We start from the raw sequence: 25,068 nt of genomic DNA, 5'->3' as shown, positions 1-25,068 counted from the left end.
ACTTTTTTCGCCGTTTGCATGGCTATAGTAGAAGATGATGCGCATTTTGCTGGTAGAGGACGAGGAAGACCTGGCCGCAGCGCTGCAAGCGCTGCTGGTGCAAAAGCGCTATCAGGTCGATTGGGCCAGAAATCTTCAAGAAGCCTACGATAAGCTGGTGGATGCCGAACCCGATTTGCTGGTTTTGGACATCATGCTGCCCGAGGGCGAGGACGCGGGCTTTCAGTTGGCCCAGGAGCTACGCCAGATGGGCAACCAAAGACCCATTCTCTTCCTCACTGCCCGCGACACCCTGGAGGATCGGGTACAGGGTCTGGATCTGGGGGGCGATGATTACCTGACCAAACCTTTCGATGTGCCCGAGCTCTTGGCCAGGATACGCGCCCTGCTACGGCGAGACGGGCAAACCAAACAGAGTGTTCTGGAGCGCGATCCCTTGCGCATCGACTTTGCCAACCGCAGGGTTTACTGGCATCACCAGGAAGTCATACTTTCGGAGAAAGAATTTGCGCTTTTAGAGATTCTGGCCCTCAGTCCAGACCGGGTGTTCACCGTGCTCGAGCTTCTAGACCGGGTCTTTCCCGACGCCAGCTCTGGACACCACGCCCTGCGGATGTACGTCTCAAGGATACGGGAGAAGTTGGCTCCTGAGGTCATCGTGACTGTACCGGGAGGGTATCGCCTTGGGCTTTCGTGAACAGCTGCTTTTGGCCTTGCTGACGCTCGCCCTGGCTGTAGCAGGGCTTCAGTTGGCCCTGGGTTACTGGAGTTTTCGCACCTCCTTAGATCGTGACCTCCAGGGCGACTTAGGGAAGTACGCGGTGCTGGTTGAAGGCGCCATTGACCTCGAGGGCCCCGAACCCACCCTCAACCCGGCCAACTTACCGATTTCTGCGGAGCTACAGGGTCGTTTTCGTCTCCTGAGAGGTAATCGACTGATTTTGGAGGGTGGAGGCCCGTTTCCCGACAACGACCCGGCCTGGCTAACCAACCGCAAACCACTGCCCGGAGCATATGAACTGGACGTAGCGCTCAACCAGGTTGACCATAACCGGGCCCTGCGGGAGTATTTACGCACCGGATGGCTTACCCTGTTGCTATCTGGGGTACTGGCCGTGGCCATGGCCTGGCTGCTGCGGGGCATGTTGATCCGTCCCCTGGAGCGCCTCGAGCGGGCAAGCGAGTCCCTGGCCGAGCAGCGTTTCCCAAACCCTTTGCCCGAAGGCAAACCCGACGAGATTGGTCGGCTAACCCGCAGCTTCAACCGCATGGTTCACAAGGTTCGTCTGGCCTTCGAGCGTGAGCGTAGTTTTACCCGGTATGCCTCCCACGAGCTGCGCAACCCGCTGGCAACCCTTAAGGCCACTGCCTCGGCGGTACGCAACGGGGCCATGCGTCCAGAAGAGTTGCTGCCCGTGCTCGATAGAAACCTCGAGCGCCTGGATCGTACCCTTACGGGTCTCCTGGCCCTGGTGCGAGGGCCTGGAGAACGAACCCAGATAGAGGTTCTGGACTTCCTGCAACAGCTATTGCAGCGCCTTCCGGCCGCAGCCCAACAGCGAATTCATCTTGAGGTTGAGCCTGCCAACCTCCGAGCACCCAAGGAAGCCCTCGAGGCGGCCATCGGCAACCTGCTCGACAATGCCCTCAAGTATAGCAGCGGGCGAGTCTGGCTACGTTTTGAGGCCTCCGATCCCCCGCGTCTAATTGTGCGGGATGAGGGGCCAGGGGTTCCAGCAGAGGCCCTCGAGCGCCTGGGCGAACCGTTTTACCGGCCCAATAACCAACGCGACGGCCTGGGCCTGGGGCTGGCATTTGTGCGCCAGGTCGCGGAGGCCCTTGGGGGGCGTCTGGAGATTCGCAACCATCCCGAGGGCGGTCTGGAAGCCAGCCTGGTCTTTTCGGGAGGATTCCATGCCTGAAGCAATTCGCACGCACATCCTGCGCAACCCTACAGGGCCGGTATCCGCAAAAACCGGGCTCGAGGAGACGAGTAATGGTAGGAAACCGGACAGGTTGCTGGGCCGCCGCGAGGTGCTGGCCCTCTTACTTGTTGCATCCAGCGCGTGGGCTCAAGGGGGCAGAGGCAGCGATAGAGAGCGCGAGAAAGACAATGAAAAAGATCGCAAGCCAGAGCCTCGGCGCCAGGACGAACGCGGCCATACCCTCTACGCCGAAATTAATCTTGCCAAAGACGGTATTGTTGCCCTGAGTGCGGGTCGGTTGGAAACCACCTCACCCTGGGCGGCCTACCTGGCCCCCAGGATGTTGGTCAAGGCCCAGGGCAGATGGGAGAACGGTATTTTCTACGCTCGAAGCCTCGAGGTGACCCACCCCACTTTCTTCAGCTACTACAGGGGCCCCGGCGAACTGCTGGGCCTGGGTGCTGGCTGGATAGAGGTCTGGTACACCAGCGCTAGCGAGTTTGGCGCTGTAAAACGGTTTGCATTACGGTCGGTTACGCCTGGCAGCGAGCCGCTATTACTCGCACGCAGCTCCAACGGGCGATGGATCGCCTTGCCTGCGGGCCTGAGTCCTGTAGCTCCTCCCGGCCAGGGCTGGTATCTGCTAAGGGGTGAGGCACAGGGCTCAAGCATTCGCTGGAAAAGCGCACAGCCCTTCCCATAAACAAAAACTGTCCAGACGAGCAATTCAGGCCAGAGTGCAATGTTGCATCTCGCTACTGGTGAGTGGTTCTGTCCGTGTTTTGTGCAAAAAGCGCAAGGGCCGGAACCACGTCGCATATGACCCCCTCGCAGACCTTTCCAGAGCAACACCCTGTTACCTCTTTGTTACCCGCTTTGCCTAACTTGGGAAATGGAGGTGAACAGCCATGAAAACCAAGTATGCTGGAATCCTGGCTCATGGCCTTCTGGGGGATCCTGGCGGCCTGTGGCACCGGGATACCCAGTTCGCAGGTGGTTTGTATGAATGGCATCGTGGAGGGCTCTGAAGCTCAACTCACGCTACAGGGCTTGCCCATCGATGCCAGTATGGCCACCATCACCCTGGATGGCGAAAGCTCAACCGTCGAATCCCTTCAGCGGGGGTGCTGCGGAGCGTAACCGGGATCGTATCTGTTTGCGTACGGTGGAAATTCAGTATCGGGCCAAGGGCGTAATTGATGATGTGAGTCTTGGCGAAAGCTATATAGACGTGGTGGGCATCAGGGCGTGGGTGAATGCCCTCACCAACCTGTACGAGCTGGCATCCTCCCACGACCAGGCTTATAACCTCAAACTCGAGGGCATCGCTTTAAGCAGATGGGTCTGTAGAATTACCTGGCCACCAAGGTTTGAGGCGTGAGTGGGTCTGGCGGGCTTGCTCGAGCCGCATGGAGGTTCTATCTGTGAAACGCATAATTCTGTGGTTTTTTGGGGCCCTGGCCCTGGTGCTGCTGGCCATACAACTGGTTCCCTATGGCCGTGACCACCGTAATCCGCCGATAGTGGCCGAACCTCCCTGGAACAGCCCTCAGACCCGTGAGCTCTTTGTTAGGGCCTGTGCTGATTGTCACAGCAACCAGACCCGCTGGCCTTGGTACAGCCACATCGCTCCCGTCTCCTGGCTGGTTCAGCGCGATGTGGAGGAGGGTCGTAGCAAGCTCAATCTGTCCCTGTGGGGCAGTGACAAACAGGAGCTAGACGATATTCCCGAAGTCATACGAGAAGGAAGCATGCCCCCTCGAGTCTATCTACTAACCCATCCTGAAGCCCGGCTTTCCCTCTCTGAGAAGGAGGCCTTGATACAGGGGTTGGTTCTCAGCCTGGGCATCAACGCACTTGAAGAGAACGAAGAACATGATTAGCACAGGCTACTCAGTATTTGCAGGCCGGCATATTTCGAAAAAAAGTTGCGCTGCAAAAACTGGCCCCTGACGCCTCGCAGGACTTGGGGGTTCCGATGTAACGTATGATTGAAGCGTCTATGCGCCAACGACTCGTAGCCGGAAACTGGAAGATGTACAAAACCCCCTCCGAGGCCCGCCACTGGTTTCGGGAGCTGATTGATCAACTGCCCGCTAGCCAGGCTGAGCCGGCCCTGCTGGTGCCTTTTACTCATCTACCTTATGCCTCGGAAGTTCTGGAGGGCCACGGGGTCTCCTGGGGCGCGCAGGACGTCTCGGCCCACACCGAAGGGGCCTACACCGGCGAGGTGTCGGCCAAAATGCTGGCCGATCTGGCCTGCAAATACGCCATTGTGGGGCACTCCGAGCGGCGCAGCTACCATGCCGAGTCCGATGCTCTGGTCGCCCAAAAGGCCCAGCGCCTCCTTGAGCATGGCATCACACCGATTCTTTGTGTGGGCGAACCCCTGGAAGTACGGGAAGCCGGCAATCACGTCGAGTACACCCTCAAGCAACTGGAGGGCAGCTTACAGGGGGTGCAGCCCCCCTCGGCCTCGCATCTGGTGATTGCCTACGAGCCGGTCTGGGCCATCGGCACCGGCAAAACCGCCACCCCCGAGGATGCCGAGGCCATGCACCGTACCATTCGCGCCTGGCTGATAGCCCGCTACGGTTCGGGTTTTGCCGAGCAGTTGCGTATCCTCTACGGGGGCTCGGTCAAGCCCGAGAACGCCGCTGCCCTATTCTCCCAGCCCAACATTGACGGCGGACTGGTGGGGGGTTCGAGCTTGAAGCTGGGGGACTATCTTAAGCTGCTCACGGCTTGACGGGAGGGATTATGCGCGTGTGGATATTGTGGGTATTGCTTGCTTCCTTTGCGAGCTTTGATAGCTTGGCCCAGCCGGCAGATATGGTGCAACGAACCTACCGCTGCACTGGCGGGGTGCAAATACGGGCCGTCTATCAGAATAACTTCGACCGGGTAGGGGTGGTCTTCAATAACCAGACCTACGGGCCCTTGTTCCAGGTAGAGGCAGCCTCTGGGGTCAAGTATTCCGACGGTCGGGCTTCCTGGTGGACTAAAGGCAGCGGGTCTTCTGAAGAGGCTTTCCTGATGAGCGAGCGTACTGGAAAGATTCTGGCCCAGGGCTGCAAGCCCATGCGCTAAAGCCTCCGGACAACCGGGTCGAACCCACCCGTGCCTGAGGGCTCTTATCGAGCACCTGTTCCTTACGGTAGACTCTTTTTGCATGGCCAACCTCCACCCCCGCACCCAGCTTTCTAAGGAGAGCGTCTTTTCTCACATGAGCCGCCTGGCTGCCCAGCACGGGGCCATCAACCTGGGACAGGGTTTTCCCTCCAATCCGCCGCCTGCGTTTTTGCAGGCGGCGGCCCGTCGGGCCATCGGCACCTTTGACCAGTACACCCCGCCCATCGGCCTGCCCCGCTTGCGCGAGGCCGTGGCCGCAGACCTGGGCGTTGCTCCCGAGGACGTGGTTATCACCGCAGGCGGTACCGAGGCCCTGCACGCACTGGCCGAATCGTTGTATGGCCCTGGGGATGAAGTGGTGATGCTCGAGCCCTACTTCGACGTTTACATCCCCCAGGCCCGCATTGCCGGTGCAGAGCCGGTTATGGTGCCGATGCGCCTCACCGACCGCTGGGAAGTGGATTTACCGGCGCTGGAACGGGCCATTACGGTTCGCACCCAGGCCCTTCTGCTCACCAACCCCTACAACCCCACCGGCTCAGTCTTTTCCCGCACCGAGGCCGAGCAGATTGTGGCCCTGGCGCGCGAGCACGACCTCTGGATCATCAGCGATGAGGTCTACGACGAGCTTTACTTTGTAGAGCCGCCCATTCGGTTCCGCGAGCTTGCGCCCGAGCGGGTCTTCACGGTGGGCTCGGCGGGCAAGCGCCTCGAGGCCACCGGCTGGCGCATCGGCTGGATTGTGACCCCGCCCGGCCTGGCCCAACAGGTAGCCGGCATGCGGCAGTGGAGCAGCTTTTGCTCGGCAGCCCCCCTTCAGGCCGCCGTGGCCGAGGCCCTGCCCATCGCCCGTCAAGAGGGACTCTACCAGCAGCTTCGCGAGAGCTATGGCCGCCGCAAGGACTTGCTCGAGCAGGGCTTGCGCTCACTGGGCCTCAAAACTTTCTCCCCTGCTGGAACCTACTTCCTGACGGCGCTACTGCCCGAGCTCGACGCCGAAACCCTGGTGCGCGAGGCTGGGGTCGCGATAATTCCCGGGTCGGCGTTTTACATCCAGAACCCCGCACCCAAGGGCCTATTTCGCTTTGCTTTTTGCAAGACCGATGAGGAAATCCAGCAAGCTTTGGAGCGGCTCCAGGGCTATCTGAAAAAGGTGCACTCCTGAGCCTGTTCTCAGAACAATACTGTGCAGTGCCCTGCCGCAGGTCGCAGCACAGAATACACTTCCGAATTGCACTTATTTTCACGATACAATGCTTGTTAATTTTTTCTGCATGTATCGCAGATTAAACCCATACTGCTGACTCGAGTTCGGCTAAACTGAGCAGCGTGGACACAGTGCAATACCTCGACGATCACGGTAAACCGTTGCGGGACATACCCCTAAGCAATGAGGCATTACTCATAGGCTACCGGGCCCTGCGCCGGGCCCGGCACTTCGACGAGCGGGCCCTGGTCTTGCAGCGGCAGGGGCGGCTCGGGGTGTATCCCCCCTTCCGGGGCCAGGAGGCGGCGCAGGTGGGGGTGGCCCTTTGCTTGAAGGCCGACCACGACTGGCTTCTGCCCAGCTACCGCGAAAGCGCCGCCGCCCTCACCTTTGGTATGCCCATCAGTAAGCTGATTCTGAGCTGGCGGGCCGACCCGGCAGGCTGGGGCGCACCCCCCAACGTGAACATGGTGCAGTTTTACATTCCCATCGCCACCCAGATTCCCCAGGCAGCGGGTGTGGCCCATGCCCAACGGCTTTTGGGTAAAGACGCCGTAGCGGCGGTCTTCATTGGCGATGGCGGCACCTCCGAGGGCGACTTCCACGAGGGGCTCAACTTTGCCTCGGTGTTCAATGCGCCTTTGCTGGTGGTAGTACAAAACAACGGCTGGGCCATTAGCGTACCCACGCAGAAGCAAATGAAAGTGCAACGAATTGCCCAGAAGGCCCAGGGCTACGGAATACCAGGGATCACGGTGGACGGCAACGACCTAGTAGCGGTCTGGAGCGTGGCCAGGGAAGCCGTGGAAAGGGCCCGCAGAGGCGAAGGTCCGACCCTGATCGAGGCCCTAACCTACCGGGTTGCGCCGCACACCTCCTCCGACGACCCCAGCCGTTACCGCACCGAGGAGGAAACCGAGCGCTGGCTGAAACGCGACCCTCTTCTGCGCATGAAAAACTGCCTCCTGCACCTAGGGCTCTGGAGCGAGGCACAGGAAGCCCTCCTCACGGAGGAACTCGAGGCCGAGTTTCTATCGGCGGTGGAGGAGGCCGACCGGGCCCCCGAGCCCAAGCCCTGGGAGATTGTGGAACAGGTGTACCAGGAGATGCAACCCGACCAGCAAGCCGCCTGGAACTATCTACGGGGGGAAGCATGATCGCCGAGCGTCAAACCCGCGTTCTGAACAACGTACAGGCCATCAACGAAGCCCTGGATCTGGCCCTGGCCCAAGACCCCCGGGTGGTGGTCTTTGGGGAGGACGTGGGCACCATGGGCGGGGTTTTCCGGGCCTCCGATGGCTTGCAGCAAAAGTACGGCGAGCGGCGGGTCTTCGATACCCCCCTGGCTGAGTCCGGCATTGTGGGCTTTGGCATCGGGCTGGCCATGGCTGGGCTACGGCCTGTGGCCGAGATTCAGTTTGCGGGCTTCCTGTACCCGGCCCTGGATCAGATTCTTTCGCACCTGGGCCGGATGCGCCACCGCACCCGAGGGCGCTTTACCATCCCCATGGTCATCCGGGCTCCCTACGGCGGCGGGGTAAAAACCCCCGAACAGCACGCCGATAGTCCGGAGGCCATCCTGACGCATGTGCCGGGGGTTAAGGTAGTGATTCCCTCCTCGCCGGAGCGGACCAAAGGGCTGTTGCTCGCGGCCATCGAGGACCCCGATCCGGTGTTCTTCTTGGAGGCCATCAAGCTCTACCGCGGCGTGAAGGGCGAGGTACCCGAGGGCTACTATACCCTGCCCCTGGGCAGGGCTCGAGTGGTGCGCGAAGGCAGCGCCGCCAGCCTCTTCTGCTACGGGGGCATGGTGGAGGTCTGCTTGAAGGCCGCTGAGGTGGCGGCCCGTGAGGGGGTGGAGCTGGAGGTGGTGGACCTCGAGACCCTGATACCCCTCGACACCCAGACCCTCCTGGCCTCGGTACAAAAAACCGGCCGTGCGGTGGTGGTTTACGAGGCCATGCGCACCGGCGGCTTTGGGGCCGAGATTGCCGCCCGCATCGCCGAAGAGGCCCTGGACTACCTGCAAGCCCCCATCGTGCGGGTGGCAGGCTGGGACGCCCCCTACCCCCCCTTCAGCGCGGTGGAAAACCACTACCGCCCCGACGCCAAACGGGTGCTCGAGGCGGTGCGCAAGGTACTGACCCACTGAGTTCGCAGAACCGCTTTAGTCTGCGTCTGGTCAAAATACTCGGTTCGCCTTCAGGCACCCCTCCAACCTCCCCTACGCTATTGGGGAGGCTTATGCTGCCTCGCGAACTGGGCTTCTATACCGGATTCAAAAAGACAGTTCACAAAGCCAAAAACACCAGAGGCTGTCTTTTTGAATCCTAGAGCACTCCCTTCGGTCGGGTTAGTTCGTCACCCTTTGGTGACGAACTGACCGAATCTGGTACTAGAGGTTGTTGGCGGAGCATAGGGGGTGCGGATTTCCAATCCGGAGGGATAGGTTTCTCAACAAAACATTCAGGCGCTAGCCACAGCCGCCATCAGCTATTTGCTTACATACAAACAAGCGTTTGTTAGAATACCTAGCATGAAAATAAGCAGCTACGCCGCCGGGGCCTGGTACCAAAGCCCCGCCGAAGGAACCCTGGTACGGGATGCCGTGTATGGAGAGCCGGTGGCCCTGGTCAGCAGCGAGGGGCTCAACTTCAAGGCCATGGTTGAGTACGCCCGCAAGGTGGGGGGGCCCAACCTCCGGCGCTACACCTTCCACGAGCGGGCCGCCATGCTACGGGCCCTAGCCCAGTATTTACAAGCGCGCAAAGAACAGTTCTATGCCCTCTCCTACAAGACCGGGGCCACGCAATACGATAGCTGGTTCGATATAGACGGGGGCATAGGGACTTTCTTCAGCTATTCGTCGCTGGCGCGGCGCGAGCTGCCCAACGCGCGCTTCCTGGCCGAAGACGACGCCCTGACGCTCTCCAAACAGGGCACTTTCCTGGGCCGGCACATCCTGGTGCCCAAGGAAGGGGTGGCGGTACATATCAACGCCTTTAACTTCCCAGTCTGGGGCATGCTGGAAAAGCTGGCCCCGGGCCTGATTGCCGGGGTTCCGGCCATCGTTAAACCTGCTACCCAGACCGCCTACCTGACCGAGGCGGTCTTCCGGGCCATGCTCGAGTCGGACATCCTGCCCGAGGGGGCCATTCAGCTAGTTTGCGGGGGCATTGGCGACCTGTTTGACCACCTGAACGAGCAGGACAACGTCACCTTCACCGGTTCAGCCGCCACGGGACGCAGGCTCAAGGTGCATCCCAGCCTGGTTGCTCGTTCGGTGCCCTTCAACATGGAAGCCGACAGCCTCAACTGCGCCATACTGGGGCAGTCGGTAGAGCCCGGCGAGCCCGAGTTCGAGCTGTTCGTAAAAGAAGTCGCACGCGAGATGACCGTAAAAGCTGGCCAGAAGTGCACTGCCATTCGGCGGGTTATCGTCCCCAAAGACAAAAGCGAAGCTGTTCTGGAAGCCCTGCAGCAGGCACTGGCGAAGGTTGTACTGGGAGACCCCAGCCGCCAGGAGGTGGGCATGGGCCCGCTGGTAGGGGCTCAGCAGCGCCAGGACGTGCTGGCCGTGGTCGAGCAGCTTAAAGCACAGGGCTGTGAGGTAGCGTATGAGGGCTCCCACACGCTTCTGGGCGGCGACTGGGAGAAGGGCGGCTTCATGGCCCCCACCTTACTGTATAGCCCCAGGCCCTGGGAGAGTGCAGCGCACGACCTCGAGCCCTTCGGCCCGGTGGCCACCCTGATGCCCTACGAAAACCTGGACGAGGCCATCGCCCTAGCCCGTCGGGGCCAGGGGAGCCTGGTAGGAAGCATTGTCACGTACAACCGCCAAGAGGCCCGCACCCTCTTCTTCGGCTGCGCCACCCACCACGGGCGTATGCTAATTCTGAACCGCGAAAATGCCCGCGAGTCCACCGGCCACGGCTCTCCCCTCCCCCTGCTGTTGCACGGGGGGCCGGGCCGGGCCGGAGCGGGCGAGGAACTCGGCGGAGTGCGGGGCATCAAGCACTACCTGCAGCGCTGTGCCGTGCAGGCCGACCCCACCACCCTGATGGTCTTGAGCGAAGAGTACGTGCGTGGGGCGCAGGTCAAGGAAGACCTCATCCACCCTTTCCGCAAATACTTTGAAGACCTCGAGGTTGGCGAGAGCCTCCTCACCCACCGCCGCACCGTTACCGAGGCCGACATCGTGAACTTCGCCAACGTTACAGGCGATTACTTCTATGCTCACATAGACGAACTCGGGGCCAGGGACTCCATCTTTGGCAAGCGGGTGGCCCACGGCTACTTCCTGATCTCGGCGGCGGCAGGACTGTTCGTGAGCCCAGCACCGGGGCCGGTGCTGGCCAACTACGGGCTCGAGAACCTGCGTTTTATTGAGCCGGTGGGCATTGGCGACACCATCCAGGCCCGCCTCACGGTCAAGTCGAAAACCGCCAAAGACCCCCGCCCCGGCGAGCGGCCTACCGGGGTGGTGACCTGGGCAGTGGAGATTACCAATCAGGAGGGCAAGACTGTGGCCCTTTACGACATCCTGACCCTGGTGGAGCGAAGGGAGAAGGCAGCGCAAGCCTAGAGCGCTCTTTACAAAAACCAGCCATCCTGAGAATCCTTTGTCTCGAACAAAACACTGGCCTGGAAACCCAAAACCCAAGCACCCTTGGGCCAGGCCCGGTCCACGTTTTGGATATATCAACCCAAATCCACTTGAACCCCTTGTCTTCTCCCCTGGGCGGAAGGTGGCGACACCCCTACCGTGCTATTTACCAGTGATGGGAACGCGACTCTCTACACCTGGGGTGTAGCCGGATGAAGGGGTATAGGAACGGCGCTCAAAGATAACCATCCAGGTAAAGTTGGTGTCACCCCGGCGAGGCAGGTCTCTTTGTCCCTTCTCGTTTTCGCGGACGGCCCAGTCTGTGAAAAGCACGATAGGACAACCTCTACAGATACACGGGCTCGGCCTGGTAACCCTTCTCGGTGCGCATCAGCCGGCCTAGAGGGTGCCCCGGCTCGTGGGTAAAACACAGCAGGTAGCGCCCCTCCAGCCAGCGCTCGTACAGGCGTTTGCGGGTCTGTAGGGAGGTCATGGGGTAAAGGTCAAAGGCGGGAATGTAAAGCAGAGGGGCCTGCGCGCTGAGGGCTACTAAATCGCCGGTGTAGGCCAGGTTTTGCCCCTCGGAGGCCAGCTCCACCACCTGCATGCCCAGGGTGTGGCCCGGAGCCGGCAAGACCTGTAGGCCGGGAAGAATTTCAGCCTCGCCTTCGACCACCTCGAAGCACCCCTCTTCCAGCAAAGGCTCGACATTCTCGAGGCGGTAGCTGGCCTGGCTGCGCTCGTGGGGGTGCAGGGCATCTTCAAGCTCTTGCTTTTGCACGATGTGGCGGGCTTTGGGGAAGGTGGGCCGCAGCCGTCCCTCCACCCAGCGGGTATTGAGCCCGGCATGATCGAAGTGCAGGTGGGTGTGAACAACCAGCGAAATGTCCTGGGGTTCCACCCCCAAAAGCGCCAGCTGACCCAGCAAGGGGTTGGTATCGCTCAGGCCGTAGATTCGGCGGAACTTTTCGTCCGCCTTACGGTCTATGCCGGTCTCGATGAGCACCAGGTGGTTCCGGGCCCGAATCAGCAAGGGGTTTAGCCCCAGTCGGACCCGGTTTTGCTCGTCTGGGATTGCAAGTTTCGACCACAGGGGCCTGGGCACGATACCAAACATCGAGCCGCCGTCCAGCCACAGCTCGCCGTCGCTCAAAAACCAGAGCTCGAAATTACCGAGCTTGTGGTACAGGATGGGGCGCATCGGGATTGATTATCTCAGGTTTGAAGGGGGCCAGTCTACGCTGCATCACGGCCACCGCCCCAGGGCTTTGGTCCACCAGGACAAAACCCCGCCCATTCAAAGCAGCCGCCTCGCCGGTAGTGCCGGAGCCCGCAAAGAAGTCCAGCACTGTCTCGCCGGGGTTGGAGTGAACCCGCACGATGCGTTCCAACAGGCGCAGGGGCTTTTGCGTGGGGTAGCCGGTTTTTTCCCTGGATGAGGTCGGCACGATGGTCATCCACCAGACATCGGTGGGGGTTTTGCCTCGAGCAGCCTTTTCTGGCCCGGCCATCTTGGGGGCCAGGTAGGGGATGCGGTCGATGGCCTCGTAGTTGAAGGTGTACCGACGTGGGTCTTTGGCGTACCACAGGAGGGTGTCGTGCTTGGCTGGCCAGCGGTTTTTGGAGCGCCCACCGTAGTCGTAGGCCCAGATTATTTCGTTGATAAAGCTCCTGCGACCAAAAATCTGGTCCAACAGCACCTTCACGTAGTGCACTTCGCGATAGTCCAGGTGCACAAAAAGCGAGCCCTGGGGGGTCAGCAGGCGGTAGGCTTGCTCGAGCCGGGGCTGCAGAAACGCCACAAAGTCGTCGTAGCGATCGGGATAGACCGGGGCCGGAAGCTCCTCGGTGCGATAACGCCTGCCCGCAAAACCCCTGCGTGGCCCCTGTGCGTCGGCCACCGCACGAATACGGCGGCGCTGCTGGGTTTTGCGGGTATTGAACGGCGGATCCAGGTAAATGAGGGGAAAAGCAGCCTCGGGCAGGGTGGCGATGTACGCCAGACACTCAGCCTGCACAATGCGCTTCATCGGCCTGATTCTAATGCACCGGGCCGGGTACGCCCTCGAGGCCGAGGCCCGCCCGCACCTCCCCCAGCACCTCTGCCAGCCCTCTGCCCTCTTCGTGGGCCCGAATCAGGGCGCTGGCAATCACCGCCCCATCGGCGGCCTGGGCGGCCTGCTGGGCGGTGGCCCGGTTGGAGATACCAAAGCCAATGGCTACGGGGGCATCGGTCACCTGGCGGATGCGCTGAACCAGCTCCGGCAGCCCCTCGGGCAGCCGGTCGCGCGCCCCGGTCACCCCGGCTACCGAGACCGTATACACAAAGCCGCTGCAGTAGGGGGCCACGGTCTGGATGCGAGTCTCGGTGGAGGTCGGGGCCAGCAGAAAGGTGGTCTCGAGGCCCTTCTTCTGCGCCAGGCTCACCAGCGCGGGGTCTTCGTCCGGGGGCAGGTCGGGCAGGATGAGCCCGTTCACCCCGGCCTCTTTGAACATACCGAAAAAGCGTTCCGGCCCCACCGCCAGCACGGGGTTGATATAGGTCATGAGGAAAAGAGGCCTATCGGTAAGGCCACGAATTTCCCGCACGAAGGCGGCTACGTCGGCCACGTGAATCCCTTGCCGCAGAGCCTGTTCCGAGGCCCGCTGGATCACCGGGCCGTCGCCCAGGGGGTCGGAGTAGGGCAGCCCGACCTCGAGCAAATCCGCGTAAGGCAACACCTGCTTGACCAGCTCCAGGTCGGCGCCCCGGCTCGGGTATCCGGCCATCACGTAGGGAATCAGCGCCGCGCGCCCTTCGGCTTTGGCCCTGGCAAAAGCTTCACGGGTGGTCATGACCGCCCCCCCTGCACAAGACCCTCGGCGCTTGACCCTTGACCCTCTCCCATAACGCGCATCACCTCCACCACGTCCTTGTCGCCCCGACCCGAAAGGTTGATTACGATTACCTGTTCGGGCTCCATCTCCGGGGCCAGCTTAGCCGCGTAGGCGATGGCATGGGCCGACTCGAGGGCCGGGATAATCCCCTCCAGGCGGCACAAGAGCTGAAAGCCCTCGAGGGCCTCCTCGTCGGTGATGCCCACATATTCGGCTAGGCCCGCCTCGGCATAGTAGCTGTGCTCGGGGCCCACCCCGGGGTAGTCCAGGCCCGCCGAGACCGAGTGCGCAGGCTGAATCTGGCCGTCGTCGTCGTAAAGCAGGAACATCTTAGCCCCGTGCAACACGCCTTTGCGGCCTGCTCCGATGGAGAGCGAGTGCAGCCCCGAGGCTGCTCCGTGGCCCGCGGCCTCCACCCCCATCAGGCGCGGGCGGTTTTCCTGGTAAGCAAAGGGCGCAAACACCCCGATGGCGTTGGAACCCCCACCCACACAGGCAATCACCACATCAGGGTTCTCGCGCCCCTCCTTCTCCCGGAGCTGGGCCTTGATCTCCTCACCCACGATGCTCTGGAAGTCGCGGGCCATCATGGGATAGGGGTGCGGCCCCACCACCGAGCCGATGATATAGAAGCTATCGCGCACGTTGGTTACCCAGTCGCGGATGGCCTCGTTGGTGGCGTCCTTGAGGGTGCGGGTGCCGCTTTCCACCGGGCGCACCTCGGCCCCCAGAAGCTTCATGCGAAACACGTTCAAAGCCTGCCGCCGCACGTCCTCGGCCCCCTGGTAGACCACGCACTCCAGGCCCATCAGGGCGGCCACGGTGGCCACGCTCACCCCGTGCTGGCCGGCCCCGGTCTCGGCAATCACCCGCTTCTTGCCCATGCGCTTGCACAGCAGGGCCTGGCCCAGGGTGTTGTTGATTTTGTGGGCCCCGGTGTGGTTCAGATCCTCGCGCTTCAGGTAGATTTTGGCCCCACCCAGGTGACGGGTGAGGTTCTCGGCCAGGTACAAGGGCGAGGGGCGACCCACGTACTCGCGCAGGTAGTAGTCATACTCGGCTAAAAACTCGGGGTCTTGTTTGTAGTGCAGGTAGGCCTCGGTGAGCTCTTCCAGGGCTGGCATCAGGGTCTCGGGCACATAGCGCCCGCCAAAGTCGGCGTAGCGGCCTCTGGCGTCGGGCAGGGGGTAGCTGGGTAGTTGCATGAATACCTCTTCTAAAGGGGGTTTATGGTCGTTGGACTATCGACTATGGACTATGGACTATCGACTATGGACTATGGACTATCGACTATGGACTATCGACTATGGACTATCGTTAGCTAACAAAGAAAAACTCGAGGCCAACACCTCGAGAAAAGCCCAAGCGCTGCCTTAGAAGGTACGCTCGAGCCTACCCACGCCACCAGCGCTGGTGGTGCCACTTGTAGCTGCGGGGAGTACGAATCCGCATGTTGACCAAAGGGTAGCAAGCCCTGGGGTTTGCGTCAAGGTTGGGGTAAAGTTGAGGGATGGAAGCTTTTGCACACCAACTCCAACAACTGGCAAAAGTGGCGGTACATGTAGGTCTGGGGCTTCGGGAGGGGCAGGAACTGGTCATCACAGCCCCCATCGAGGCAGCGCCCCTGGCCCGAAAGATTGCCGAGCAGGCCTACCGGGCCGGCAGTCCGCTGGTTACCGTCCTCTACGACGACGAGGCCAACACCCTATTGCGTTTCCAGCACGCCCCCGAAAGCGCCTTCGACAAAACCCCAAAATGGCTTTTTGACGGGATGGCTGCTGCCTTCCAAAGCGGGGCCGCCCGTTTGCATATCGCGGGCAACGATCCCAACCTGCTTCAGGGCCAGAACCCGGAGTCGGTGGCCCGGGCCAACCGCGCCCGCTCGGTGGCCTACCGGCCCGTGATGGAACTCATCACCACCCACCACATCAACTGGACGATCGTGGCCTACCCCCATCCGGCCTGGGCCCGGGTGGTTTTTCCAGAGCTTTCGGAGCAGGAAGCCGTACAAAAGCTCTGGGAGGCCATCTGGAAGGCCTCGAGGCTCGACACCCCCGACCCCGTGGCCACCTGGCAAGCCCACAACCAGAACTTGAGCGAGCGGGTCAACTACCTGAACCACAAGCGCTACAGCGCCCTCCACTTCAAAGGCCCCGGCACCGACCTGCTGGTGGGGCTGGCCGACAACCACATATGGGCCGGTGGCGCTGTACAGGCCAAAAACGGCGTAGTCTGCACCCCCAACATCCCGACAGAGGAAGTCTTCACCGCCCCCCACAAAGACCGCATCGAGGGCTATGTCCGAAGCACCAAGCCGCTTTCCTATCAGGGCAGCCTGCTCGAGGAAATTGAGGTGCGCTTTGAAAAGGGGCAGGTGGTGGAAGCCAAAGCCAAGCGTGGCGGCGAAGTCCTGGAACGGGTTCTCCAGACCGACGAAGGGGCCCGCAGCCTGGGCGAGGTGGCTCTGGTGCCGCACTCCTCGCCCATTGCCCAAAGCGGGGTGCTGTTCTACAATACCCTGTTCGACGAGAATGCGGCCAGCCACATCGCGCTGGGGCAAGCCTACAGCGAATGTATCGAGGGCGGCAGCCAGCTCAGCCCCGAGGCACTCGCGGCCAAAGGGGCCAACAGCAGCCTGATTCACATCGACTGGATGATCGGCTCGAGCCAGATAGACGTGGACGGCATCACCGAGTCCGGGCAGTCCGAAGCGCTGATGCGGGCAGGAGAGTGGGTTTAGCCCTCCGGGTTTTCGGCTTGCTCGTGGTAAAGCTCCCAGGCAGCCAGGGCGTGGGTAAAGGCATAGCCCCGGTTTAGCAAAAAACGAATGGCCCGGGGCTTCTCGTCCCGGTGGCGGCCCGGGTAACGCAGCAGCAAGGCCGCCCCTTCGGCAACCGGGTCTTGCTCGGCGGCCAGTGCGGTCAGCACCTCTTCAACAATCTCGCGCGGGACGCCCTTTTCCAGCAGGGCCCTGCGCAGCTTGGCCGCACCCCAACGGCCTGCATAAAGCCGGGCGTAGCCCTCGGCGTACTGCCGGTCGTCGAGATAGCCCAGGCCCTTGACCCGCTGAATCACCGCCTCCACCAACTCCAGTGGGGCTTTTCGGGCCAGCTTCTGGCGCAGGGCCGCCTCCGGGTAGGCCCGGGCCCCCAGAAGCCGCACTGCGTACAAGAACACCTGGTCGGGGCTGGCATCTTTCACTTCTAAGATTATGTCTCGAGGTTGAGCGCAGTTAGCGGTCCCCACCCTTGACGCCTGGGCCCGAACCCTAGACACTAAACACTGCTATTTGCGGCTTTCGCCGGTAGCTTTAGAAGCCAATGCCAATACTTATGCGCGTCTTCGCCATTGCTGACATCCACCTCTCTAAGGCCTTCCCCAAGCCCATGAACATCTTTGGGCCCGAATGGGACGGGCATCCCGAGGCGGTGTTCGAGGAGTGGCGCAAAACCGTGGGCGAGGACGACCTGGTCATTGTGGCGGGGGATATCTCCTGGGCCATGAAGCTGCCCGAGGCCCTGCTCGACCTCGCCGACCTGGCCCTGCTTCCAGGCACCAAAGTATTGCTGCGGGGCAATCACGACTACTGGTGGCCTTCGATTAGCCGTTTGCGGCAGGTGTTGCCCCCTCGAATGCACGCCTTGCAGCACGACTCGCTCGTTATCGGCAACCTGGCCATCGCCGGAAGCCGCGGTTGGGACACCCCCGGCAGCTACAACTTCACCCCCGAAGACGAAAAAATCTACAAACGGGAGGTGGAGCGCCTGGCCCTTTCGCTCAAAACCATCCAGGGCCACGACTATGAATACCTGGTTCTGGCCATGCACTACCCACCCTATGGCCCCACCGGCGGCCCCACCGGCTTTACCGAGCTGATCGAACAGTACCGGCCTACCTGTGTGGTCTACGGGCACCTGCACGGGGCCGACCCCGAGCGGCTTCCCAAAAGCTGGAACGGCGTCCCCTTGCATTTCGTCTCCGCTGATGTGGTGCGCTTCAAGCCCCAGCTCATCCTCGAGACCCCCCATCAGACGCACGTGGTGGATGCTGCCGATAGCTAAAGCTCTAAGGTCGAAGGGCTATTCGACCTCTAGCCTTGAACCCTCGCCTTCCCGACTGTTTGTTGGCGGCATCTGAAGTATCATCCAGGCATGATTACTGCGTTTGTTCTAATCCAGACCAGCCGCGAATCTACCGCCGAGACCGCCGAGGCTGTGGCCGAAATTCCCGGAGTCGCCGAGGTGTATTCGGTTACGGGGGAGTGGGATCTGGTAGCCATTTTGCGCTTCAAGGACTTCGAGCAGCTCGACGATATCGTCACCCTGGGCTTGCGCAAGCTAAAGGGCATTGAACGTACCCAAACCCTGCTGGCCTTTAGAGCTTATTCACGCAAATTGCTCGAGCAGGGCTTTAATATCGGCAGCGAAGGCCTGTAACGTCCATGTTTCGCTTTTTCATGCTACTCCAGATAGGACTGTTGCTGGTGGGCCTGGTCTGGATGGCGCTGGCAGGCTATGTCGCTATAGAGAGCCCCGACCCTTTGCGCGATGGCTTGGCTTTCCTGGGGCTGTACTTTGCCCTGATGGGGCTCGAGTTCTTGTTCTCCCGCCTGTTTCCACAGAGCTTCCGGGCCGCCGAAGCCCTGCACGGCCAGCTCGGGGCAGCGATGCGCTCCCAGGGCATCAGCTATCATCAGGCTTTGCTGCTGGCCCTGGCCTCGGGTCTGGCCGAGGAGGTTTTTTTTCGTGGAGCACTGCAAAACGCCTTGCTGGGGGGTTGGCTGGGGGTGCTCCTGCAAGCCCTGGTGTTTACGCTGTTCCATCCGGTCCCAGACCGCAAAGCCTGGGCTTATACGCTGTTTATTTTTTGTGGCGGCCTGATGTTCGGCACAGCCTATTTGCTCACCGGAAGCCTGGTTCCTGGCATACTGGCCCATTACCTTCACAATGCCAGGGGCTTTTACCAGTTGCTGGAACAAGGTGAGCACGAACGGGCCCTGTAGCGGGGTGCTCAGTTTTCGCCTTCGGCTATGCGCATTTAGCCATTGTGCATCCCTGGCGGCAAGCTCCAGGCATTCCGCTTCTGTTATGCTCTTAGAGCTATGGCGTACCAGAAAATCAAGGTTCCGGCTGGCGAGAAGATTTCCATTCACGAAGGCAAGCTACACGTACCCGACCACCCCATTGTGGGCTTCATTGAAGGCGACGGCACCGGGCCCGACATCTGGCGAGCCGCGCAGCCCGTGTTGGATGCGGCGGTTGCCAAAGCCTATGGCGGCAAGCGCAAGATTGCCTGGGCCGAAATCTATGCCGGCGAAAAGGCGAACCAGGTTTACGGCGAGGTCATCTGGCTGCCGGAAGAAACCCTCGAGTTCATCCGGGAGTACCTGGTAGCCATCAAAGGGCCGCTCACCACGCCGGTGGGGGGTGGGATTCGCTCCATCAACGTAGCCTTGCGCCAGGAACTCGACCTATATGCCTGCGTGCGCCCGGTGCAGTGGTTCGAGGGGGTGCCCAGCCCGGTGCGCCACCCTGAGCTGGTCAACATGGTGATTTTCCGCGAGAACACCGAGGACATCTACGCCGGCATCGAGTTTCCCAAGGATAGCCCCGAGGTGCAGAAGTTTCTCGAGTGGTTCAAAGCCGAGTTCCCCAAGCCCTACAGCAAAATTCGCTTTCCCGAAACCGCCGGTATTGGTATCAAGCCGGTCTCGGAGGAAGGAACCCACCGCCTGGTTGAAGCCGCGCTCAACTACGCCATTGACAACGACCTGCCCTCGGTCACGCTGGTACACAAGGGCAACATTATGAAGTTCACCGAAGGGGCCTTCCGCGACTGGGGCTACGCCCTGGCCAAAAGCAAGTATGGTGCGGTAGACCTCGACGGGGGCCCCTGGCAAACTTTTACCAACCCCAAAACCGGCAAGCAGATCGTTGTGAAGGACATGATCGCCGACAACTTCCTACAGCAAATTCTGCTGCGCCCGGCCGAGTATAGCGTCATCGCCACCCTGAACCTGAACGGCGACTACATCTCCGATGCCCTGGCCGCCCAGGTAGGGGGTATTGGGATTGCCCCCGGTTCCAACGTGAACTACTACACCGGGCATGCGGTCTTCGAGGCTACCCACGGCACCGCCCCCAAGTATGCGGGCAAAGACCAGGTCAACCCCAGCTCGGTGATTCTCTCGGGCGAGATGATGCTGCGGTATATGGGCTGGACCGAAGCCGCCGACCTGATTATCCACGCCATGACCAGGGCCATTGCCCAGGGGCGGGTTACCTACGACTTCCACCGGCTGATGGTAGCCGAAGGGCGCAGCGCCACCCTGCTCAAGTGCAGTGAGTTTGGCCAGGCTCTGGTTGAGAACATGTAGCCTACCCCAAGGAAGCCTAACCCACAGGCTCGAGCCTGTGGGTTCGCTAATTGGAACAATCAAAACTCCTTTTGTGACCGATAAAAATCGCGCCAGGCTACTTTCCCCTATAATGACAACAAACTCAGGAACCAAACAGAGAACAACGAAAGGGGTGGCTCAATGATTCAGGTTCTTTTGGCAATTGGGGTGATTCTTATGCTGTACAACAGCTATGTGGGTTTTGGGCTGAAAGACAAGGCCCCGGGCGGCATCATCGGTGAGCGCCTTTCACAGCTCAATATTTTCATCGCGCTTTTTACGCTGGGTTACCTGGCGGTGGGGGTTCTAACCTGGAGTTACCCGCCCGACACCGTTCTGGTCATCCTGTCGCTGATTCTGCTACTTGGAGCGATTTTCGTTTTTATGGTTTTGCGGCTGGTGCAGGCGGTGTTGGCCGCACTCGAGGGCTAATGCGGGTTTACAAGCAAACGGCAAAAGCACTGGACGTTCTATTAAGCCGGGAGCAGCGGCTGGTGTACTCGCTTTGCCGTGAAGAAATCAGCGACGTGGTGCTAGCTCAACGGGCCAATCTTCCGCTCGACTTTTTGCAGAGCATACTTATTCACTTACTCGAGCAAAACCTCATCGAAGTCGTCGTGGGCACTCCCAATGCACCAACCGCTGAGCCCAAGGCAACCGACCCCTTAGCCACCACCAAAGCCCAACTTATGGCCGCTCTGGAGGCCGAGCTGGGCGAGAAGGCGAAAAAGTACCAAGCGGAGGTAGAGGGGAAACAGAGCCTGTCCGAACTGGAGGAATGGAGCCTGAAGCTAGTTCTCAAGCTGCGGCTCACCATCAGCCAGAAAGCCGCCGAAGCCCTCGAAGCTCGAGTCAAGGCACTCTTCAAGTAAACCACCCGTCTGTGTTGATCGAGGGGTGGTGCATCTGGCCGTCACCCAAAGACGGGATTATCGCTCTTGCAGAACCACCCGCAGCCGCTGAGCCATGACCTGGGCATACTCTACCCAGTCGGCCAAAGCTTGCTCGACCGTCTGGCGCATCAAAAACTCACCCGGCGAAAGCCGCCTCAGGAGCAAGAAGGGGGGGTTGCTGAGACTCTCCAGCACATTCTGCAGGTGGTCGGCCTCGAGGTTCATCTCCCGTGCCATAGGCATCAGGTCGGCCAGCAAAAAAACCTGTTGTGGGGGCTGGTCGGCCAGCAGGGTCAGAACCGCCGAAAAGTGGCTGCGATCGCGCAAAACCCCCGTAATTTCTTGCTCGAGGCCCTGGATAGCTTCCAGGTCGATGCGGCCCTCCCGCAGCAGCCGCTCGATGTCCAGGGGGCCAAGCGGAAAGGCGCTTTTCAGCTTGACGAGGCGCTGCAAAGCTTCTGGGGAGACATAGCCCAAGCCTACCTGTACCAGCCCCGAGGGGCGCACGGTAGCAGTCTCGGCCAGGGCTTCGGGTTTGGAAGACTCACCGGCCACAATGGCGGCATACTGCACCCGGCCTTGCTGACGGTAGGACAACAATTCCTTAGCTTCCATCTCCCCAAACTTGGCCAGGGCCAGGTGGAAGGTTCGACGGCCCATCGCAGCCCTGAACACCCAGGGCGCACTGGCCGATTCGCGGGAAAAGCCCAGGGCCTCGAGGTCTGCCGAGAACGCAGGCACTTCGCTGGCTACGGGCTTGTGTGGAAAGATCACTTCTTTGGGATAGGGCGTGACCTTGACCCGCTTCTCGGGCTTCTCAGGCGCAGCTTCCGGCTGGGGTTTACGTTCAGGCTCAGAAAATCGCGCCCTGGCTGGCTTGGCTGCAGGCGTGAGGGCTTCCAAGCCAACTTCGTCGCCCTCGAGGTGCAGCGCAATTTTGTCGTTAACGCCCAGTCGACGCTTGGCATAGTAGGGCGCCAGGCCCTCCAGACGGTTTTGTCGCCAGTTCACGCTGCAATCATAGATTTCCCCCTCCTCGTCACGAAGGGTTACGCGGTCTTTACCCTGCAGGAAGACCCGCAGCGACTGGGTAAGGTTCATGGTTCCGCTACTAAGGCAGGTACTGGTGAGGACGTAACGCGCAGTCATAGGTTTCCTAGTAGGGCCTTGCCGCAAGATGTCGGGCCAAGGTGGGCTTGCCAGCGGTTAGCATGTAGTACATTTCGTGCGCAGCTTGTAGCGTGGTTTCCACGTCTCCCAAAGCACGGTGACGATCTGCAATGGGGCCCAAATCAAAAGCCCAAGCGAGGGCGTCCAGGCCGCGCTTACTCAGCCCCGGCAGAGCCTTGCGCGCCCAGTGTATCGTGTCCACCACCGGATTATCCAGTCGGTATCCCAGTCGCCTGAAGCGAGGCTGCAAGAACCCCAGGTCAAAACCAGCGTTTTGAATAATCAGGGTCGCCTTGTCCAGCAGGGGTAGCGCTTCCTCCAGCACCGTGTGGATATCGGCTGCATAAAGTACATCTTGGTTGCGAATTCCGGTGAGCCGAGAAATAAAGGGCGGAATCGGCGTACCTGGATTAACCAGCCGCTCAAATACGGTGCGGTGACCATTTTCCAGACGAACCATGGCCAGTTCGATGATCTCATGGTTATCAGGAGAAAGGCCCGTGGTTTCAATATCCAGCACCACAATGGCTTCGCCCGGTACGGGGAAAGGATACTTCCATTCCCATAAGCCAACCCCCGCCTCGCCCCGCTCAAAACGACCGTCCAGGAGATTTTTTAGCAGATCGCCTGCCCAAGCACCCTTGGGCAGGCTGGGTGAAGCCAGGATCTGCTCTGCTAGAACGTGCTCGGATAGATAGCAACCAGCGCTGCGAAGGTGACGGGCCAATCGGGTCGAGAGGCGGTAGTGGGTAGGGCTCATGGAGGGGGTTGGCAAATGGGACGCGTGCGTCATGTGCACGAAACCTCGAGGAAAGCACTGAGACCCAGAAAACTTATGGAATTAGGTAAATCCACTGGAATAAAAAGGTCTCGGGGCGAGTATACCGCAGCTTACACGGATATGACAGAGCTTCACAGAGATTAACGCCTGAACGTTAAGCTCAGCGTTCTATCAAAGATTACGCAGTCACTTGGTTTACCAATCCGCATTGCCAGGAAGGCAATGCCCCTATGCTGTAGGGATGCAGGTAGCGTTTGGGTTGCCCTGGGTGTTGCTGCTGCTGCCGCCGGTGCTCGGGCTGGTGTGGTGGTGGTATCGGCGGCGGCGGCCTCCTGAGCGCAAGGTGGCTGGGCTGTGGCTCTGGCAAAAAGCCCTTCGCAAGGGGAGCGCCCGCCGACGCTTCGATGCAAGGCTGTTTTTGCTATTGCTTTCTGCTTTGCTGGGGGTGCTGGCGCTCTCCGCGCCCTGGGTCTCGCTCTATCGCCCCGGCGAACTGGTGGTGGTGCTGGATGTCTCGGCCTCGATGGCCGCCACTGACGTGAGTCCTAGCCGCCTTGAGCAGGCCAAGGAAAAGGCCCGTGAACGCCTGGTGGCCTCGCCCAGGGCGGTTTTGGTGGTGGCCGGGAGCCAGATTCGAACCTTTGGCCCGGCCCCGGGGCGCAGTCTGGTGGGTAACCTCGAGGGGCTTCAGGCCACCGCCGCCGGCGCCGATCTCGAGGTTGCCATTGCCAGGGGCAAGGCCCTGTTGCCTGGGGCCCGCGTCCTGACCATCGCCGACCGGGCCGCTCCAGAAGGCACCGACGGCTACCTGAATGTGGCGGGCAACGGCGCCAACGTGGGCATTACCGCCATTGGCCCGGGTTTTGTAGCGGTGGCCAATGCGGGGCCCGGTTTGTGGCGGGGCGAGGTGCTGGTGGATGGCCGGCCCTATTCCCTCGAGGTACCCGCCAGGGGCTTTAGCAGCCTCGAGGTGCCCGCAGACACACCCACCGCCCGGATTGCAGGCAGCGACGCCCTGGCCCTCGACAATGAGGCCCGTTTTTCCAGGCGGCTGGTGCGGGTGGAGTTATCGGGCCGCTCACCGGCCCTCGAGCGTATTTTGGCCCTGCTGGGCACCCGCCGGGGCAGCCCCGGCGAGGTGGCCCTCGAGTTCGGCACCCCCCGCCGCGAACCCACCCGCTTCACGGTGTTTTTTGCCAACCAGGCCAGCGGACAGGCTTTGGTTTTTGACGTCGAGCGCACCCTGCCCTATCTACGCGGCGTTGAGCTGGTCGGCTACAGCCTGCGTATTCCTCCGCGTCCGCAAGGGCCCAGCTGGCAACCCCTGGCGGTGAGCGAAACCGGCCAGGCCCTGGCCTGGTATCACCCGAACGGGTTATACCTGCCCCCCGCCGAAAGCCTGCAAAACCTGCCGGCTTTTCCGGTGCTGCATTACAACCTGATTTCGCCCAGGGGCGAACTCCGCAGCGGCCTCCTGACCCCTGCCGAAACCCTGCTGCCTCGCCCCAGCCCCGACCAACCCCTCCCCCCCACCCTCAGCGTGCCACTGGCACCCTGGCTGGCGCTGCTCGCAGCGCTCGTGCTGGCGGCGGAGTTTTACTTTTTCCAGTACCGTGCTGCACGCGAACGGCTGGAAACCCAGCCTGCTGCCGCAACTTGAGGCTAAATGCAGCGTCGAATAGACCCCCATACACTGCCTATCCTCCCCTAGCAGGGGAGGCAAGGGTGGGGTTGCCATGGAAAGGGAAATCCCCAGGTATAGCCATCTCTATGACGCTTTACTAAATACCGCGCAACCTCTGGTGCATCCTCTACAATCGAGGGTATATGAACCGGGTGTTGTTAGCGGTGCGGGGCATGGAACGCCCCGAGCAGGTCGAAAAAGTTTCCAATGCCATCAAAAACCTCGAGGGCGTGCAGGGGGTACAGCCCGCCGATACAGGCCAGCTCGAGGTTGAATACGACCCCCATCAGCTCACCGTTATGGATCTGATTCGGGTCGTGCGGGAGCAGGGTTTCTTGGCGGGCATGTTGTAGGTTGAGGTCCGAAGAAAATTTCCGCCCATCCGGGTGGGTCGCA

27 protein-coding genes are annotated in these 25,068 nt (G+C 61.0%); 20 read left to right on the top strand and 7 right to left on the bottom strand.

Annotated elements, in window-relative coordinates; all coding sequences use genetic code 11:
* Nucleotides 1–37 precede the first annotated feature (37 nt).
* From Q0X23_RS13300 to paaZ, 11 genes are all read left to right on the top strand, one after another.
* Complete coding sequence (locus tag Q0X23_RS13300) at nt 38–697, top strand: response regulator transcription factor (protein WP_297861228.1); 660 nt, start codon at nt 38–40, stop codon at nt 695–697.
* The gene (locus Q0X23_RS13295) at nt 684–1,922 is read left to right on the top strand and encodes an ATP-binding protein (protein ID WP_297860731.1); all 1,239 of its coding nucleotides are present in this window, start codon (nt 684–686) and stop codon (nt 1,920–1,922) included. The genes Q0X23_RS13300 and Q0X23_RS13295 overlap by 14 nt, the downstream gene beginning before the upstream one ends.
* Complete coding sequence (locus Q0X23_RS13290) at nt 1,915–2,628, top strand: hypothetical protein (protein ID WP_297860730.1); 714 nt, start codon at nt 1,915–1,917, stop codon at nt 2,626–2,628. The genes Q0X23_RS13295 and Q0X23_RS13290 overlap by 8 nt, the downstream gene beginning before the upstream one ends.
* 299 nt (nt 2,629–2,927) lie before the next feature.
* The gene (locus Q0X23_RS13285) at nt 2,928–3,065 is read left to right on the top strand and encodes a hypothetical protein (protein ID WP_297860729.1); all 138 of its coding nucleotides are present in this window, start codon (nt 2,928–2,930) and stop codon (nt 3,063–3,065) included.
* Nucleotides 3,066–3,349: 284 nt separating this feature from the next.
* Complete coding sequence (locus Q0X23_RS13280) at nt 3,350–3,808, top strand: heme-binding domain-containing protein (protein ID WP_297860728.1); 459 nt, start codon at nt 3,350–3,352, stop codon at nt 3,806–3,808.
* 119 nt (nt 3,809–3,927) lie between these two features.
* On the top strand, nt 3,928–4,674 hold the full coding sequence (gene tpiA / locus Q0X23_RS13275) for a triose-phosphate isomerase (protein WP_297860727.1): 747 nt from the start codon (nt 3,928–3,930) through the stop codon (nt 4,672–4,674).
* A gap of 11 nt (nt 4,675–4,685) precedes the next feature.
* Nucleotides 4,686–5,015, top strand: coding sequence for an MliC family protein (locus Q0X23_RS13270; protein WP_297860726.1), 330 nt, complete (start codon nt 4,686–4,688; stop codon nt 5,013–5,015).
* A gap of 82 nt (nt 5,016–5,097) precedes the next feature.
* On the top strand, nt 5,098–6,222 hold the full coding sequence (locus Q0X23_RS13265) for a pyridoxal phosphate-dependent aminotransferase (protein ID WP_297860725.1): 1,125 nt from the start codon (nt 5,098–5,100) through the stop codon (nt 6,220–6,222).
* Nucleotides 6,223–6,386: 164 nt separating this feature from the next.
* Complete coding sequence (pdhA, locus tag Q0X23_RS13260; protein WP_297860724.1) at nt 6,387–7,421, top strand: pyruvate dehydrogenase (acetyl-transferring) E1 component subunit alpha; 1,035 nt, start codon at nt 6,387–6,389, stop codon at nt 7,419–7,421.
* On the top strand, nt 7,418–8,416 hold the full coding sequence (locus tag Q0X23_RS13255) for an alpha-ketoacid dehydrogenase subunit beta (RefSeq protein WP_297860723.1): 999 nt from the start codon (nt 7,418–7,420) through the stop codon (nt 8,414–8,416). Before pdhA ends, Q0X23_RS13255 begins: the two co-directional genes overlap by 4 nt.
* A 384-nt stretch (nt 8,417–8,800) precedes the next feature.
* Entirely contained in the window at nt 8,801–10,849 is a 2,049-nt protein-coding gene (gene paaZ, locus Q0X23_RS13250) for a phenylacetic acid degradation bifunctional protein PaaZ (protein WP_119342255.1), read from the top strand.
* A gap of 367 nt (nt 10,850–11,216) precedes the next feature.
* Here the strand turns inward: paaZ and Q0X23_RS13245 are convergent, their stop codons facing one another.
* From Q0X23_RS13245 to trpB, 4 genes are read right to left on the bottom strand one after another with little or no spacing between them, the layout of a single operon-like run.
* Nucleotides 11,217–12,071 carry an MBL fold metallo-hydrolase gene (locus Q0X23_RS13245; RefSeq protein WP_119342254.1) on the bottom strand — a complete coding sequence of 285 codons (855 nt, stop codon included), beginning with the start codon at nt 12,069–12,071 and terminating at the stop codon, nt 11,217–11,219.
* Nucleotides 12,040–12,900 (bottom strand): site-specific DNA-methyltransferase, encoded by an 861-nt coding sequence (locus Q0X23_RS13240; protein ID WP_119342253.1) that lies wholly within the window; start codon nt 12,898–12,900, stop codon nt 12,040–12,042. The genes Q0X23_RS13245 and Q0X23_RS13240 overlap by 32 nt, the downstream gene beginning before the upstream one ends.
* A 10-nt stretch (nt 12,901–12,910) precedes the next feature.
* Nucleotides 12,911–13,705, bottom strand: a complete 795-nt coding sequence (gene trpA / locus Q0X23_RS13235) for a tryptophan synthase subunit alpha (RefSeq protein ID WP_119342252.1) — start codon at nt 13,703–13,705, stop codon at nt 12,911–12,913.
* Nucleotides 13,702–14,952, bottom strand: a complete 1,251-nt coding sequence (trpB, locus tag Q0X23_RS13230) for a tryptophan synthase subunit beta (protein ID WP_297860722.1) — start codon at nt 14,950–14,952, stop codon at nt 13,702–13,704. The genes trpA and trpB overlap by 4 nt, the downstream gene beginning before the upstream one ends.
* A gap of 305 nt (nt 14,953–15,257) precedes the next feature.
* On the opposite strand from trpB, the gene Q0X23_RS13225 reads away from it, so the two are divergent.
* The gene (locus Q0X23_RS13225; protein WP_297860721.1) at nt 15,258–16,487 is read left to right on the top strand and encodes an aminopeptidase; all 1,230 of its coding nucleotides are present in this window, start codon (nt 15,258–15,260) and stop codon (nt 16,485–16,487) included.
* Here Q0X23_RS13225 and Q0X23_RS13220 read toward each other — a convergent pair.
* Nucleotides 16,484–16,948: a regulatory protein RecX gene (locus tag Q0X23_RS13220; protein ID WP_297860720.1), complete on the bottom strand. Its 465-nt coding sequence runs from the start codon at nt 16,946–16,948 to the stop codon at nt 16,484–16,486. The two genes, Q0X23_RS13225 and Q0X23_RS13220, sit on opposite strands and share 4 nt — an antisense overlap.
* Nucleotides 16,949–17,079: 131 nt before the next feature.
* Between Q0X23_RS13220 and Q0X23_RS13215 the strand changes: the two genes are divergently transcribed.
* The 6 genes from Q0X23_RS13215 (at nt 17,080) to Q0X23_RS13190 (ending at nt 21,016) form a co-directional block, all read left to right on the top strand.
* Nucleotides 17,080–17,808 (top strand): metallophosphoesterase, encoded by a 729-nt coding sequence (locus Q0X23_RS13215; protein ID WP_297861227.1) that lies wholly within the window; start codon nt 17,080–17,082, stop codon nt 17,806–17,808.
* 90 nt (nt 17,809–17,898) lie between these two features.
* The gene (locus Q0X23_RS13210) at nt 17,899–18,183 is read left to right on the top strand and encodes an Lrp/AsnC ligand binding domain-containing protein (protein WP_119340435.1); all 285 of its coding nucleotides are present in this window, start codon (nt 17,899–17,901) and stop codon (nt 18,181–18,183) included.
* A gap of 5 nt (nt 18,184–18,188) precedes the next feature.
* Nucleotides 18,189–18,749, top strand: a complete 561-nt coding sequence (locus Q0X23_RS13205) for a CPBP family intramembrane glutamic endopeptidase (RefSeq protein ID WP_297860719.1) — start codon at nt 18,189–18,191, stop codon at nt 18,747–18,749.
* Between the two features lie 99 nt (nt 18,750–18,848).
* Nucleotides 18,849–20,123, top strand: coding sequence for an NADP-dependent isocitrate dehydrogenase (icd, locus tag Q0X23_RS13200; protein WP_297860718.1), 1,275 nt, complete (start codon nt 18,849–18,851; stop codon nt 20,121–20,123).
* Between the two features lie 162 nt (nt 20,124–20,285).
* Nucleotides 20,286–20,576, top strand: coding sequence for a hypothetical protein (locus Q0X23_RS13195; RefSeq protein WP_297860717.1), 291 nt, complete (start codon nt 20,286–20,288; stop codon nt 20,574–20,576).
* Entirely contained in the window at nt 20,576–21,016 is a 441-nt protein-coding gene (locus Q0X23_RS13190) for a hypothetical protein (protein ID WP_297860716.1), read from the top strand. Before Q0X23_RS13195 ends, Q0X23_RS13190 begins: the two co-directional genes overlap by 1 nt.
* Before the next feature lie 57 nt (nt 21,017–21,073).
* Here the strand turns inward: Q0X23_RS13190 and Q0X23_RS13185 are convergent, their stop codons facing one another.
* Together Q0X23_RS13185 and Q0X23_RS13180 are read right to left on the bottom strand one after the other, a co-directional pair.
* Nucleotides 21,074–22,186, bottom strand: coding sequence for a hypothetical protein (locus Q0X23_RS13185; RefSeq protein WP_297860715.1), 1,113 nt, complete (start codon nt 22,184–22,186; stop codon nt 21,074–21,076).
* A gap of 7 nt (nt 22,187–22,193) precedes the next feature.
* On the bottom strand, nt 22,194–23,000 hold the full coding sequence (locus Q0X23_RS13180; protein ID WP_297860714.1) for a PolC-type DNA polymerase III: 807 nt from the start codon (nt 22,998–23,000) through the stop codon (nt 22,194–22,196).
* Between the two features lie 229 nt (nt 23,001–23,229).
* On the opposite strand from Q0X23_RS13180, the gene Q0X23_RS13175 reads away from it, so the two are divergent.
* Nucleotides 23,230–24,648, top strand: a complete 1,419-nt coding sequence (locus Q0X23_RS13175; RefSeq protein WP_297860713.1) for a VWA domain-containing protein — start codon at nt 23,230–23,232, stop codon at nt 24,646–24,648.
* 167 nt (nt 24,649–24,815) lie between these two features.
* Complete coding sequence (locus Q0X23_RS13170; RefSeq protein ID WP_297860712.1) at nt 24,816–25,025, top strand: heavy-metal-associated domain-containing protein; 210 nt, start codon at nt 24,816–24,818, stop codon at nt 25,023–25,025.
* Nucleotides 25,026–25,068: the final 43 nt, after the last annotated feature.

The sequence above is a fragment of the Meiothermus sp. genome (genome assembly GCF_026004115.1).
Taxonomy (GTDB): domain Bacteria; phylum Deinococcota; class Deinococci; order Deinococcales; family Thermaceae; genus Meiothermus.
Note: the sequence above shows the minus strand (reverse complement) of the source record. Positions and strands in the feature narration are given on the sequence as shown.